The organism is Protofrankia sp. CiP1_Cm_nod4 (assembly GCF_982290645.1).
Window position 1 is genome coordinate 18,083 of record NZ_CEVIVC010000055.1, and the last position, 14,301, is coordinate 32,383.

At 72.4% G+C, this 14,301-nt stretch carries 7 protein-coding genes; 6 read left to right on the forward strand and 1 reads right to left on the reverse strand.

Going from position 1 to position 14,301, the window contains the following annotated elements:
• Positions 1–490: 490 nt before the first annotated feature.
• The 5 genes from secD to AC5LSR_RS12690 all read left to right on the forward strand — a co-directional run bounded on the left by secD (position 491) and on the right by AC5LSR_RS12690 (position 10,055).
• Complete coding sequence (gene secD / locus AC5LSR_RS12670) at positions 491–2,350, forward strand: protein translocase subunit SecD (RefSeq protein ID WP_493468490.1); 1,860 nt, start codon at positions 491–493, stop codon at positions 2,348–2,350.
• A gap of 3 nt (positions 2,351–2,353) precedes the next feature.
• A complete protein-coding gene (secF, locus tag AC5LSR_RS12675) occupies positions 2,354–3,601 on the forward strand; it encodes a protein translocase subunit SecF (protein WP_250284385.1) in 1,248 nt (415 codons plus the stop codon).
• 26 nt (positions 3,602–3,627) lie between these two features.
• Positions 3,628–4,194 carry an adenine phosphoribosyltransferase gene (locus tag AC5LSR_RS12680; RefSeq protein WP_250284391.1) on the forward strand — a complete coding sequence of 189 codons (567 nt, stop codon included), beginning with the start codon at positions 3,628–3,630 and terminating at the stop codon, positions 4,192–4,194.
• An 874-nt stretch (positions 4,195–5,068) separates the two neighbouring features.
• A complete protein-coding gene (locus AC5LSR_RS12685; protein ID WP_493468491.1) occupies positions 5,069–7,306 on the forward strand; it encodes a RelA/SpoT family protein in 2,238 nt (745 codons plus the stop codon).
• Positions 7,307–7,478: 172 nt separating this feature from the next.
• Positions 7,479–10,055 (forward strand): RelA/SpoT family protein, encoded by a 2,577-nt coding sequence (locus tag AC5LSR_RS12690; protein WP_250284384.1) that lies wholly within the window; start codon positions 7,479–7,481, stop codon positions 10,053–10,055.
• An 86-nt stretch (positions 10,056–10,141) separates the two neighbouring features.
• Here AC5LSR_RS12690 and AC5LSR_RS12695 read toward each other — a convergent pair whose 3' ends face one another.
• Positions 10,142–11,545 carry a helix-turn-helix domain-containing protein gene (locus AC5LSR_RS12695; RefSeq protein ID WP_250291476.1) on the reverse strand — a complete coding sequence of 468 codons (1,404 nt, stop codon included), beginning with the start codon at positions 11,543–11,545 and terminating at the stop codon, positions 10,142–10,144.
• Positions 11,546–12,141: 596 nt separating this feature from the next.
• Between AC5LSR_RS12695 and AC5LSR_RS12700 the strand changes: the two genes are divergently transcribed.
• Complete coding sequence (locus AC5LSR_RS12700) at positions 12,142–13,977, forward strand: DEAD/DEAH box helicase (RefSeq protein WP_250284379.1); 1,836 nt, start codon at positions 12,142–12,144, stop codon at positions 13,975–13,977.
• The last annotated feature ends 324 nt before the right edge of the window (positions 13,978–14,301 follow it).

A 14,301-nucleotide genomic window follows, 5' to 3' on the forward strand; every position in this document is an offset into this window, starting at 1 on the left:
GGAGAGACGACCGGCGGCGGAGAGACGACCGGCGGCGGAGAGACGACCGGCGGCCACCGGCGGCCGGATGCCGGCAGGTCCGAGGATCCCGGGGAAGCGACGCCGGAGCGGTGAACGGCACGCCGACCAGCACCGGTCACCCGCCGGGGCCGGTCGGCGCCAGCTTCGAGGAACACGTGGATATCGGCGTTACAGATGTGGTATCGGAACGCCCCCGGCATGACAGTCGTTCCGATACCTTGGGCCGATACCTTGGGCGCGGTCGGCACCCGGCCGTGACGGTCCGCATCGGTCCCGCCGGTCGTGGCCGGGCTGGCCGTCCACCGGGCAGGTCCAGCAGGAAATCAGGCAGGAAGCGGCATGAGCGCGACGGCGCGTGACGAAGGGATATCCGTTGGCACGACGGTCAGGGCGACGGCGTAAGGCCTTGAGCCCCGCCTGGTCCCGGATCGGGCTCCTCTTCGGCATCGTGGTGCTGCTCTACGGCTCCATGGCGCTGACGTCCACGTGGACGCCGAAGCTGGGCCTGGACCTCCAGGGCGGGACGAGCGTGATCCTCACGCCCCGGTCGACCGAGCCCGGCAAGGGCGTCGACAGTGGCGCGGTCAACAAGGCCGTCGACATCATCCGGGAGCGGGTCAACGGGCTCGGGGTCGCCGAGGCCGAGGTCAAACGCAACAACACCCAGATCGAGATCTCGGTTCCCGGCCGTGGCCGCAACGACGTCGTCCAACTGGTCGGGCAGACCGCCGAGCTGCGCTTCCGCGAGGTCTACACCTCCGGGGCCGCCATACCGGCCGCGCCGGCCACCCCGCCGGCCGCTTCAGCGGCTCCGACAGCCACCCCGACGGTTCCGGTGCCCGGCGCCACGCACGGGGCACCGGGCGCCGCGTCAGCTCCGCCCGCCGCCACCACCGGTCCGTCCCCGTCCACCACCACCCGGCCGGACGTGGTCGGCTCCGGTCTGCTCGCCCAGGCCGCGCCGACGGCCCCGGCCGGCTCGGTCGTGCCGGCACCGGCCGCCTCGGCGTCACCAGCTCCCGGAGTGCCCCCTGCCGCGGTACCGGCGGCCCCGGGGCAGAGAGCACAGCCCGCCGCCGACACGCCACCGGCCGACGTCGTTGCCCGGTTCGAAAGCCTGACCTGCGCCCCGTCGGACGTGCGCAGCCGGGCGGCCGCCACCGACCGGCCGACGGACTGGGTGGCCTCCTGTGACCGTTCCGGCGCCGTCAAGTACCTGCTGATGCCCGCCACGGTGATCGGCACCGACGTCAAGTCGGCAACGGCCGGGCTCGCCAGCTCCGGCGGCACCACCTCGGTGAGCACCGGCGAGTGGGTCGTCAACGTCAGCTTCACCGGCAGCGGGCAGACGGCGTTCACCAAACTGACCGAGCGGACTCTCGGCAAGCAGGTGGCGATCGTGCTGGACGGGGTGGTGCAGTCGGCCCCGAGCACCAACGACCGGATCGCCGGTGACGCGCAGATCTCGGGCTCGTTCACCCAGTCCAGCGCCCAGGATCTCGCCAACGTGCTGCGCTACGGCGCACTGCCGCTGTCCTTCGAGCAGTCCAGCGCCGAGTCGATCTCCCCGACCCTGGGGCAGGACTCGCTCAACGCCGGCCTGCTCGCCGGCGCCATCGGTCTCGCGCTGGTGACGTTCTACTCGTTCGCGTACTACCGGGCCCTTGGAATAGTCGTGCTCAGCTCGCTGGCGGTGAGCGGGGCGCTGGTCTACGCCTCGGTCGTGCTCCTCGGCGAGTGGATCGGGTTCACCCTCACGCTGGCCGGGATCGCCGGCCTGATCGTGTCCATCGGTGTCACCGCGGACTCGTTCGTCGTCTACTTCGAACGCGTCAAGGACGAGGTCCGCGAGAACCGCACCGTGCGGGTGGCGACCGAGCGGGCCTGGCCGTCGGCCCGGCGGACCATGCTCTCCGCGGACACGGTCTCCTTCCTCGCCGCCGCGGTGCTCTACGTCCTGTCGGTCGGCTCCGTCCGGGGGTTCGCCTTCACTCTCGGGCTGTCCACCCTGATAGACGTTCTGATCATGTTCATCTTCACCAAGCCGGTGGTCACCCTGCTCGTGCGCAGGCCGTTCTTCGCCACCAGCCGCTTCTCCGGCCTCACGGTCGCGGCGGTCCGCGGCCAGCCGGGCGAGGCGGCCGCCCTCGCGCCGGCCCGGCTGGCCAGGCGGGAGCGGGCCGCCCCGGCCCAGGCCGTCGCCGGCAGGGGCCCGGCGGCGGGGGCGGACGCCGCCGGTGACCCGGAGCAGGGATCACACGATCTTCGTTCGGCACGCGGTCCGCGGCCGTCACGGCCGGGCCCGTCCGGCACGGCGCAGGGGGAGTAGGCGATGTCCTGGGCCAGCCGGCTCTACCGCAACCAGTCCCATGTCGACTTCGTAGGCCGGCGCCGGATCTGGTACGCCTTCTCCGCGGTCCTGTTGGTCGTCTGTGTCGCCAGCATGCTGATCCGGGGCTTCTCCCTGGGCATCGACTTCAAGGGCGGCGCGCTGTTCCAGTTCCCGTCCGGGGGCAGGCCGGTCACCGTGGCCGAGGAGACCCTCTCCTCGGCCGGCGTCGACCCGGCGGACTCGGTCATCCAGGAGCTCGACACCTCCCACCAGCTGCGGGTGCAGACCCCGACCCTCTCCACCGAGCAGGCCAGCGCGCTGCAGAGCGCCATCGAGAAGCGTTTCGAGGTCGCCCCGACCGACATCGACATCTCGACGGTGGGCGCGTCGTGGGGGTCGACCATCACCAGCAAGGCGCTGCAGGGGCTCGCGGTCTTCCTGGTGCTGGTGATGGTCTACCTGTCGGTCCGGTTCGAGTGGAAGATGGCCGCCGCCGCCATGGCCGCACTCGTCCATGACCTTGCCGTCACGATGGGTGTCTACTCGCTGGTCGGTTTCCAGGTCACCCCGTCCACGGTCATCGCACTGCTGGCCATTCTCGGGTTCTCCCTCTACGACACGGTCGTCGTCTTCGACCGGGTCCGGGAGAACACCGCCGGCATGAGCACGGCCAGCCGGCGCACCTACGCGGAGGCCACCAACGACGCGTTGAACGAGACCCTGATGCGTTCGCTCAACACCTCGTTCATCGCGCTCGTGCCGGTCGCCTCGCTGCTGTTCGTCGGTGCCGGCCTGCTTGGCGCCGGCACCCTGGAGGATCTCGCCCTGGCCCAGTTCGTGGGTATCGCTTCGGGCGCCTACTCGTCGCTGTTCGTCGCCACCCCGCTGCTGGTCGACCTGAAGAAGAACGAGCCGGCGGTCAGGGCGCTCGACCAGCGGGTGGCCCGGGCGCGGGCGGCGGCCGCCCGGGAGTCCGCCAGGCAGCCGAGGGCCGCGGCGGCGGTCGCCGTCGGTGGTCGCGCATCCGACAGCGGGGCCGCGGCGGCCGGCCAGGGGCCGGGAAGCGGATTTCCCGATTCCGTTACCACCCCCTCGGACACGGACGATCGTGGACGTGGTGAGCCGGCCAGCGACCGTGAACCGGCCGTCGCCGGCGTCCGGCCGCCGCGGCCCGGCGCGGGCCGGCGCCCGACACCGGCCCGGCGTTCTGGCCGCAAAGGCCGTCCCAGCGGTAAAAAACGGCGGTGACGACCATCGAACCAGTCGAAACGACCATCGGACCGGCCGGCGGCACCAGCGGCCTGGCCGCTGGCGGTGCCACAGCCGCGGACGTGCTGCGGGCCCACATCCGGGATGTCGCGGACTTCCCCCAGCCCGGGGTGGTCTTCAAGGACATCACGCCGTTGCTGGGGACGCCGGCCGCCTTCACGGTGGTCATCAACGAGCTGGCCACGACCGCGGGCGGTTACGGCCCCACCGTCGTGGCGGCCATCGAGGCACGCGGCTTCCTGCTGGCGGCCCCGGTCGCCTACCGCACGGGGGTGGGTGTCGTGCCCATCCGCAAACAGGGCAAGCTGCCGGGGGAGACGGTCAGCCGCACCTACGACCTGGAGTACGGCACCGCCACCCTTGAGGTGCAGGCCGACGCCTTCCGGCCGGGTGACCGGGTGCTGCTCGTCGACGATGTGCTGGCCACGGGCGGTACGGCGGCCGCCGCGGCCGAGCTGGTCCGCGCGTCGGGCGCGGAGGTCGTCGGGCTCGCCGTGCTCATGGAACTGACCTTCCTGTCCGGGCGTGACCGGCTCGCGCCGCTCGCGATATCATCGATCATGGAAGTCTGAGGGTCGGGGCCTGTTCCTCGTCAGCTCGGCGCCCCCGGCCGCGGCGGCCCCGGCCGTGCCGCTCCTGGTTCGTGGTGATCCCGGACGCGGCGTTCCTGGCCGCGATGACCCCGGCCGTGTGACCTTTGTGTGATCCACGGGCATTGGCCGGGGTTGCGGGAGGAGGCCGGCTCACGGAAGCGTTAGCCTTCAGGGGTCCGACATGAAGCAGGAGCGGCTTGTGCCCGAGGCAGCCCCGGTGACGGCTGGAGCGTCCGAGCCTGGCGCGACGACCGTCCGGGGGTCGTCCGCGGCAGGTGAATACGCCGTGCTCGCCCGCGGGGACAGCCACCGCGGCCCGTCCGCTGGCGCGCTGTCGCCGGCGGCCGGGCCGGGACGCCCACCGCAGGCGACCTCGGCGGGACGCGCCAAGACAACCGACGGTGCGCCGCGGCCGGCTGACCCGCGGCCGGCTGACCCGCGGCCGGCCGACCCCCAGCCACCGGTTGACGTCCAGCCGGCTGGCGCCCGGCCGGCCAACGGCGTCCAGCCGGCTCCCTCGTCGCCGGCTGTTCTCCCGCCCCCGCCGGTTCCGTCCGCGGCCTCGGCTCCATCCGCCCCGCCGGCTCCGCCCGCCGTGCCGGCCTCGGCTCCGCCCACCCCGCCGGCTCCACCTGCCGTGCCGGCCTCGGCTCCGCCCGCCCGGGCTGGCGCCCCGGCCTCGCCGACGCGCCAGCCCGGGCTCCTTGTCGACTACGGTGAGTTCGGTCCCGATGACGGTTCGCCGGTGGTCCCGCGCCTCGGGCACGAGTCGCCGCCGTTGCCCCGCCGGGTCCGCGGGCGTTTCCCCAGGCTCGCGTCGCATCGGGCGACCCCGCCGTCACTGCTGGACCCGGTGCTGCGCGGCCTGCTCGCGAACCATCCGCGGGCCGACGTCGGCCCGGTCTACCAGGCCTTCGAGACCGCGGCGGGGGTGCACGCCGGCCAGGTCCGCCTCTCCGGCCATCCCTACATCACCCATCCGGTCGCGGTCGCGAGCATCCTCGCCGATCTCGGGATGGACACGCCGACCCTGTGCGCCGCGCTCCTGCACGGCACCGTCGGCCAGGCCGGCATGACGCCTGAGCGCATCCAGGACGAGTTCGGCGACCACGTCGCGCTGGTGCTCGACGCGGTGATGAAGCTGCACCGGGTGAAGGTCGGCGAGGCCGCCCAGGCCGAGACGATCCGGCGGATGGTGGTCGCGATGGCCCGCGACCCCCGGGCCCTCGTGATCAAGCTTGCCGCCCGTCTGCACAACATGCGCACGCTGCGCTTCCTGCCCGAGCACAAGCAGGAGCGCAAGGCCCGGGAGACCCTGGAGATCTACGCTCCGCTGGCCCACCGGCTCGGGATGAACTCGCTGAAGTGGGAGCTGGAGGACCTCGCCTTCGCGACGCTCTACCCGAAGCGCTACGACGAGATCGTCCGGCTGGTGGCCGACCGTGCGCCGAGCCGGGACACCTACATCACCGCGGTGGTGACGCAGGTGCAGGCGCACCTGGCCGAGGCGAAGATCAGGGCCGTCGTCACCGGCCGGCCCAAGCACTACTACTCGATCTACCAGAAGATGGTGGTCCGCGGCCGGTCCTTCGACGACATCCACGACCTGGTCGGTATCCGGGTGCTGGTCGACTCCCTGCGGGACTGCTACGCCTCCCTGGGCACCATCCACGCGAACTGGAAGCCGATCCCGGGCCGGTTCAAGGACTACATCGCGATGCCCAAGTTCAACATGTACCAGTCGCTGCACACGACGGTGATCGGCCCCGAGGGCAAGCCCGTCGAACTGCAGATCCGCACGCACGCGATGCACAACCGGGCCGAGTACGGGATCGCGGCGCACTGGAAGTACAAGGAGGACGGCGTCGGCGCCCGGCCCTCCGGGGAGAGCAGGGCGGGTGCTCTCGGGCTCGCCGACGGCGGCTCCCGGGGCGGCGGCCGTTCCCGGCGCGCCTCCGCGGGGGGTGACCAGACCGCCTGGCTGCGCCAGATCCTCGACTGGCAGCGGGAGAGCGCCGGACCCGGCGAGTTCCTCGACAGCCTGCGGTTCGACCTGCACACCGACGAGGTCTTCGTGTTCACCCCCAAGGGGGACGTGATCGCGCTGCCGGAGGGGGCGACCCCGGTCGACTTCGCCTACGCCGTCCACACCGACGTGGGCAACCAGTGCGTGGGCGCGCGGGTCAACGGCCGGCTCGTCGCGCTGGACACCCCGCTGGACAACGGGGACACCGTCGAGATCTTCACCTCCCGGGCGCACTCGGCGGGCCCGAGCGAGGACTGGCTGACCTTCGTCCGTTCCTCCCGGGCCCGTACGAAGATCCGTCAGTGGCACGCGCGGGAGCGGCGGGAGGACGCCATCGTCGCCGGCCGGGACGCGATCGCCCGGATGATGCGCCGCCACGGCCTGCCGCTGACCCGCCTGATGAGCGGCGACACGCTGCCCAGCCTGGCCAGGGACCTGCGCTACCAGGACGTCTCCGCGCTGTACGCCGCGATCGGTGAGAAGACCATCAGCGCCCAGCACGTGGTGGGCCGCCTGCTGGCCGCGCTGGGCGGGCCGGAGGGCGCGGCCGAGGACGTCGCCGAGACCGCGCTGCCCACCCGCGCCCTGCAACGGACGGCCGGCGACCCGGGGGTGATCGTCAACGGCGCCGAGGACGTGTGGTCGAAGCTCGCCCACTGCTGCACACCGATGCCCGGGGACGCGATCGCCGGGTTCGTCACCCGGGGCAAGGGCGTCTCGGTCCACCGCCAGGACTGCCCGAATCTGGCTACTTTGTGTAATAGTTCTCGTGACCGGACGGTGCCGGTCGAGTGGGCCGCCTCCTCGGGGTCGGTGTTCCTCGTCGTCATCCAGGTCGAGGCGACCGACCGCACGCGTCTGCTCTCCGACGTCACCCGGGTGTTGACCAACCACCATGTCAACATCCTCTCGGCGTCGGTGACGACGACCAAGGACCAGCACGCGGTCAGCCGGTTCACCTTCGAGATGGGGGACACCAAGCATCTCGGCCACATCCGGGACGCCGTGCGCTCGATCGACGGTGTGCACGACTGTTACCGGATCGCCTCCGGGGCGAGGTGCTGACCATGCTGGTGCGGTGGGGGGATCCGGCGGTTCCCGGCGGGAGGGGCCGCCGGCCGGGTCCGCGTCGTCGATGTCGCCGTGACGGGGGGCTGTCACCGGCGGACGGCGGGGGCACGGAGCTGTTCCGCGCCGGGGCGCACCGAGGCACCGGGACGTATCGAGGGGGAGCACTATGGACGCTGAGATCGTAGGTGCCGGGATGCAGGGCGCGGCGCTGCCCGCGCGGATGGACCGATCCAGCGGGGGGCAGGCCGGCGGTGGGGAGGACGCCTCACGGACCCTCGCGGCCGCCTGGCTGGCCGGCAGCCGGCTGGCCCACCTCGCCCGCCGGGTGGCGGCGGCCCGAAGTTCGCCCCCGGAGCCACTCGTACCACCCGTCCTGCGGGGGATCATCGACAGGCACTGCCAGCACCATCCCAAGGCCGACGTCGCTCTCATCGTCCGCGCCTACGAGGTCGCCAACCGCCAGCACGCCGGCCAGATGCGGCACAGCGGCGATCCGTACATCACCCATCCGCTGGCGGTCACCGACATCCTCGCCGAGCTCGGGGTGGACACCACCACCGTCGTCGCGGCCCTCCTGCACGACACGGTCGAGGACACCGGCTACACCCTGGAGGCCGTCACGGCGGACTTCGGCCCGGAGGTCGCCAACCTCGTCGACGGGGTGACCAAGCTCGACAAGATGCGTTTCGGGGACGCGGCCGAGGCCGAGACGCTGCGGAAACTGATCGTCGCGCTGGCCAGGGACTACCGGGTCCTGCTCATCAAGATCGCCGACCGGCTGCACAACATGCGGACCCTCGGCTTCAAGTCCCCGCCCAAGCAGGCGCGCATCGCCCGGGTGACGCTGGAGATCCTCGCGCCGCTGGCGCACCGGCTCGGCGTGAACGTCATCAAGCGGGAGTTGGAGGACCGGTCGTTCGCCGTCCTGTATCCCGACGAGTACACCCGGATCCAGGCGGTGGTCGACACCTTCACGGCCGCGGAGGGTGAGTCCGGCCAGCTCGCCTCGGTCGTCGACAAGCTTGCCAGCGGCCTGGCCGAGGCGCGCATCGACGCCAGGGTCTCGGCCCGCACCAGCCACCTCTTCTCGATCTACAAGCGGGCCCAGGAGCGCGGCTTCGAGGCACGGGACTACAACGACATCGCCCGCGTCCTGATTCTCGTCGATTCAATCACCGATTGTTACGAGGCGCTCGGGGAAGTACACGCCCTGTGGCGACCGGCGCCGGGGCGGCTGCGCGACTTCGTGGCCACGCCCAAGTTCAACATGTACCAGTCGCTGCACACCACCGTCATGGACCCGGCCGGCAAGCCCGTCGACATCCAGATCCGTACGGACGCGATGCACCGGCTCGCCGAGACCGGGATCATCGCCCGGCCGGTCGGGCCGTCCGCGGACGGCGCCCGGCTGGAGGGCCTGGCCTGGCTGCACAGCCTGCTCGACTGGGAGGGCGACGCCAAGGATCCCGGCGAGTTCCTGGAGTCGCTGTCGGCGGACCTCGACTCCGACGAGGTGCTCATCTTCACCCCCAAGGGGCGGATCATCGCGCTGCCGGCGCGGTCCACGCCGGTCGACCTCGCCTACGCCGTCCACACCGAACTCGGGCACCGGGCCATCGGCGCGCGGGTCAACGGCCGGCTGGTCCCGCTGCACACCCGGCTGCGCAACGGCGACGTGGTGGAGATCCTGCGCTCGGGGCTGCCGGACGCCGGCCCCTCCGAGGACTGGCTGGATTTCGTCAAGACCTCCCGGGCCCGGGTACGGATCCGCCGTGGGCTGACCAGGCAGCGGCGGGAGACCAGCGGCCAGCAGCCGGATCCCGGACACCCCGCTGACCGGCAGCCGGGACACCCGGATGCCCGCCAGGACGATACCCGGGATCCTGGCCCGCTCCCCCCCGGCAGCCAGCATCCGGACACCGGCACCGGCATCGGCACCGGCGGTGACATCAACAGTGATGACAGTGACTGTGATCACAGTGACAGTGACGGCAGTGACAGTGATGCCGGCAGCGGCGTCGGCGCCGCCCCCAGGGCCGGCACCGGCACCGCCCCGGAAGCCTCCGACCGGCCCGCGGCCACGGCCCCGTGGCCCGCGGCCCCGTGGCCCGTGGCCGCCGCCGTCGGCCCCGCCGCCCCACCATCCCCGGCGGGCCTGGTGAGCCCGCCCGTTCCGGCGGCTCTGCCCACACCGGCACCCACACCGGCGCAGGCGCCGGATCCGGGGGCGCGCAAGGCCCACAGCAGGCGGAGCCGGCGGCGGTCACGGGACATGGACGAGGCCCTCACCTGGGCGGGGACGGCCGCCATCGACGGCCGCAGCGGTGTCCCGGTCCGTCCCGCCCGCTGTTGTCTCCCACTGCCCGGGGACGACGTCGTCGGGTTCACCAGCACGCACAGCCCCGCCGTGTCCGTGCACCGGTTGCGGTGCGTGAACGCCGCGAGCGACCGCCATCGGGTCGCGGTGACGTCCTGGCTCCCGTCGGCCGAGGGCACCTTCCCCGCCGAGATCGCGGTCGAGGCGTTCGACCGCCACGGGCTGCTCGCGGACATCACCGAAATGCTCTCGGATGTGTCGGCCACGGTCCGTTCCGCCTCCTCGATCACCTCCGAGGACCGGGTGGCCCGGGCCCGTTTCACCGTCGAGGTCGCCGGCCCGGCACAGCTGGACGCGCTGCTCGCGGCCGTACGGACGGTCGGCGGCGTCTACGACTGCTACCGTGCCGGCACCAGGCCGGGCTGATCCCCGTCCGCCTGGCGCGCCACCCGCGTGCCGCCCGATACGCCACCGGTGGCCGGCGGGAGCCCGTTCCCACCGGTCACCGGCGTTCAGACCAGAACCCGCAGCTGCTCGTCGAGGTCACGTACCGCCTGGATGCCGCGCCAGGGCGACAGGTGATCACGGATGTGCAGGATGCGGGTCAGGCCGAGCGAGAAGTCCGTCTGCGCCACGATCGCCAGGGCGTCAGCGGCGAACTGGCAGGCCTGTTCGATCTCCCGTTGCTGAATGTGCACCTCGGCGACGGCGCTCAGCAGCAGGGAACGCTTCTTGGTGGTGGTCGGGCTGGTCGTCCGCAGCCCCTCGAGGGCGGTCGCGCGGGCCGCGTCCGGGCGGCGCAGCCGGGTGAAGGTGGTGACCCGCATCCCGTCGAGGCGGGAACGGTCGAAGAACTGCGTCCACACCCGGTCGTCGGCCGGGGTGGCCTGCTCGAAGGCGTCGACGGCGCGGTCGAGCGCGCGCAGCGCCGCGTCGCGGTCCCCCTGGTGGGCCTGCTCCTCGGCCTCCCGGGCGGCCAGCCAGGCGCAGGTCATCGGGCTGCCGCCGTGCGCGGCGTGACGCTGGGCCTCGGCGAGCAGCGCACAGGCCTTGTCCGGCCGTCCGTTCATACTCGACTGGAAGCTTTCGTAGCCGAGCACGCATGCCAGCAGGGCGTCGTCGCCGGTCTCCTGGGCGACCTCGGCCGCGACGCGGTAGTAGGCGCGGGCGTCGGCGCTGTTGCGCATGTCGAAGGCGAGCCAGCCGGCCAGCGCGGCGGTCTCACCGGCGGTGACAGCCAGCGCCTGGCGCACCGCCGAGCGTGGCGCGGCCTCCAGTAGACGGCTGAGGGCGGCCAGCTGCGCGGTCACCCGTTCCATCAGCCGGTGGGCCGGTACCCGCTCCTCCAGCCCGAACAGGCCGGCGGTGCGGGCGGAGAGACTGCCGACGACCGACGGGGTGGCCACGGCCTGCTGCCGTAATGCCACGGAAAGTCGCTCCCATGGCGGCCGGGTGTCAGGCGACACGGTCGTGGCGTCCTCGGCCGCCGCGACCAGCCGGAGGAAGGGGCGCTGTTCCGCGCCCGGCCGCGACGGCCCGGACAGGTGCGCCGGCCTGGGCCCGGCCGCGATGTCACCGACAGTACCGACGATGTCGGCGGTGCTGGTAGTACCGGCGGTGTGGGCGGTGTCGTTCTCGATGAACCCGAGTTCCCCGGATGTTCGCTGAAAGAGAGCTCCCAGCAGCCGTTGGTAACGAAGACTGGGCTTCTTGTCGCCTTTCTCCCACTTGCAGACCATGTTGCCGGTGACGCCGGCCTCACGCCCTTCGCGGCTGGCGGCGAAGTCACGCAGCTCCATGGCCAGTTGTTCCTGCGACCAGCCCCGTTCCTCCCGGCAGTTTCGCAGCCGGATGTTGGGGGTGCGTACGGACGGACGGGAAACGGCAGTCGTAAGGGCACTGCTCGCCGGAGTCATCGTCTGCCTTTCGCCGTCCATCAGCCCCCGTATGGCCCCCCGGTAAAAGAGTTTATCCATGGCCTTATGGCCGCTGGTCGCCGCCCTCCCACCGCCTGTGGCAGCCGCCGGCCGCTGCCCCGCGTCCCGCCGCCATGCCTTGTGCGGTAATGACCTGGTTGTACGGCAGCCGGACGGCGGCAGCACGCCGTTCCGTCCGGCCTCCGGGCGGCGCCCTTCGCGCGGCTGGACGGCTCCGGTCCCGCGGCCCGGCCCGTGCGTTCCAGAATCATTTCCCGGCAATTTTGTTATCGGCGACACAGTTGACGACATGGTTGATGGCACGTCAGCGCCCCGCCGGCCGCCGTTTACTGAATGTGCGTACATGGCGGAGCGCGGATGGCAGGGCGCGGGCACCGGAGAACAGCACCCGGCCGCCCGTCGGCGCGCGGTGGGAAGCGCACCGGCCGGCACCGGTACACATGCATGTGGATTCCCGCACATGCGGTGATGCCGGGTGCTGTCGGTCACATTCGCAGGCGGGAAATGGATGCTTCCGAGCGCGCTCGGTGAGCTCCGGTGACGGCCTGCGGCAGGCAGCCCGTAGAGTCTGTCCTGTGCGTGCAGGCCTCTTCGATGACGCTTCACCGTCCCCGGCGAATCGCCGTCCGTTACGAGCCTGGCAGGAGGCCGCCCTGGCCACCTACCGGACCCGGGCGGGCTCCGGCGCACGCGACTTCCTGGCCGTCGCCACCCCGGGCGCGGGCAAGACGACCTTCGCGCTGCGCGTCGCGTCCGACCTGCTGCACGACGGCGTGGTGCGCGCGGTCACGGTGGTGGCGCCGACCGAGCACCTGAAACGGCAGTGGGCCGACGCGGCGGCGGAGGTCGGCATCTCCCTCGACCCGGCCTTCCGCAACACCGCCGGGGCCACCTCCTCGGACTACACCGGCGTGGTGCTCACCTACGCCCAGGTGGCAGCGCATCCCGCGCTGCACCGGCTGCGCTGCGAACGCCGCCGCACCCTGGTGATCCTCGACGAGATCCACCATGCCGGCGACGCCCTGTCCTGGGGTGACGCCGTCCGGGAGGCGTTCACCCCCGCGACCCGGCGCCTCGCGCTCACCGGCACCCCCTTCCGCTCGGACGTCAACCCCATCCCGTTCGTCACCTACCTGCCCGGGCCGGACGGAGTGACGCGCAGCGTCGCCGACTCCTCCTACGGCTACGCCGACGCGCTGCGTGACGCGGTGGTGCGCCCGGTGCTGTTCCTGGCCTACTCCGGGGAGATGACCTGGCGGACGAGCGCCGGGCACGAGCTGTCCGCCCGGCTCGGCGAGCCGCTGAACAACGAGCAGACCGCCGCGGCGTGGCGCACCGCCCTCGACGCCCGCGGCAACTGGATCCCCGCCGTCCTCGCCGCCGCCGACACCCGGCTGTCCCAGATCCAGGCCGGTGGGATGGCGGACGCCGGCGGGCTGGTGATCGCCAGCGATCACGCCAGCGCCCGCGCCTACGCCGGGATCCTGCGCCGGGTCAGCGGCACCGAGCCGGTGGTGGTGCTCTCCGACGACCCCACCGCCAGCTCGAAGATCGCGAATTTCCGGGAGTCGCGGCAACGGTGGATGGTCGCCGTCCGGATGGTCAGCGAAGGCGTGGACGTCCCACGTCTGGCCGTCGGGGTCTACGCCACCTCCGTGGCCACCCCGCTGTTCTTCGCCCAGGCCGTCGGCCGGTTCGTCCGCGGCCGGGGCCGGGCGGAAACCGCCTCCGTCTTCCTGCCCAGCGTTCCGACGCTGCTCGCGCTCGCCGGCGAGATGGAGGTCCAGCGTGACCACGCGCTGGACAAGCCCCTGCGCGAACCGGACGCCTTCGACGACGCCGCCCTGCGCGAGGCCAACCGGCGCCGGGACGTCCCCGACCTGCCCGAACGGTCCTTCACCGCGCTGGGCTCCTCGGCGCATCTCGACCGGGTCATCTTCGACGGCGGCGAGTTCGGCACCCAGGCCGCCGCCGGCTCCGCCGAGGAGGAGGACTTCCTCGGGCTGCCCGGCCTGCTCGAGCCCGACCAGGTCGCCGTCCTGCTCAAACAGCGGGAAGCCGCCCAGCTCGCTGCCCGGCGCCGGCAGGAGCGCACCGAGGGCCGCCAGGACCCCGCCGGCCGCCCCGCCCCGGGCGCCTCCGGACAGACGGTCCCGGCGGCCCGCGCCGCCGAGGCGGACAGCCCGGCCGCGCAGGCCACGGACAACCGTCCGACCCACGAGGTGATCGCCGAACTCCGCCGGGAGCTCAACCGGCTGGTCGCGGCCCACCACCACCGCACCGGCCGCCCGCACGGGGCGATCCACGGCGAGCTGCGACGGACCTGCGGCGGCCCGGCAACCGGCCAGGCCACCGCCGCCCAGCTACGCGCCCGCATCGACACCGTCCGCCGTTGGGGGCCCCCCGGATAGCGGCCCTTCCCCAAATAGCGGCTTTCGCCACTATTTGGGGGCCCCTGGCGGAGGGGCCCTTCCCCAAATAGCGGCTTTCGCCACTATTTGGGGGCCCCTGGCGGAGGGGCCCTTCCCCAAATAGCGGCTTTCGCCACTATTTGGGGGCCCCTGGCGGAGGGGTGGGCCGTTACGTGGGCTTATCGATCATCTGATGATGATCGATAAGGGGAAGGAGGGGTGCGTCGGGGGCTTTTGTTGGCTGTTGGGGGTTTTGGGTGTTGAGGATGTGAATGCGCCGCTGTCGTCGTAGCAGTGGATGCGCATCCTTGGCGGCTGCTGAGG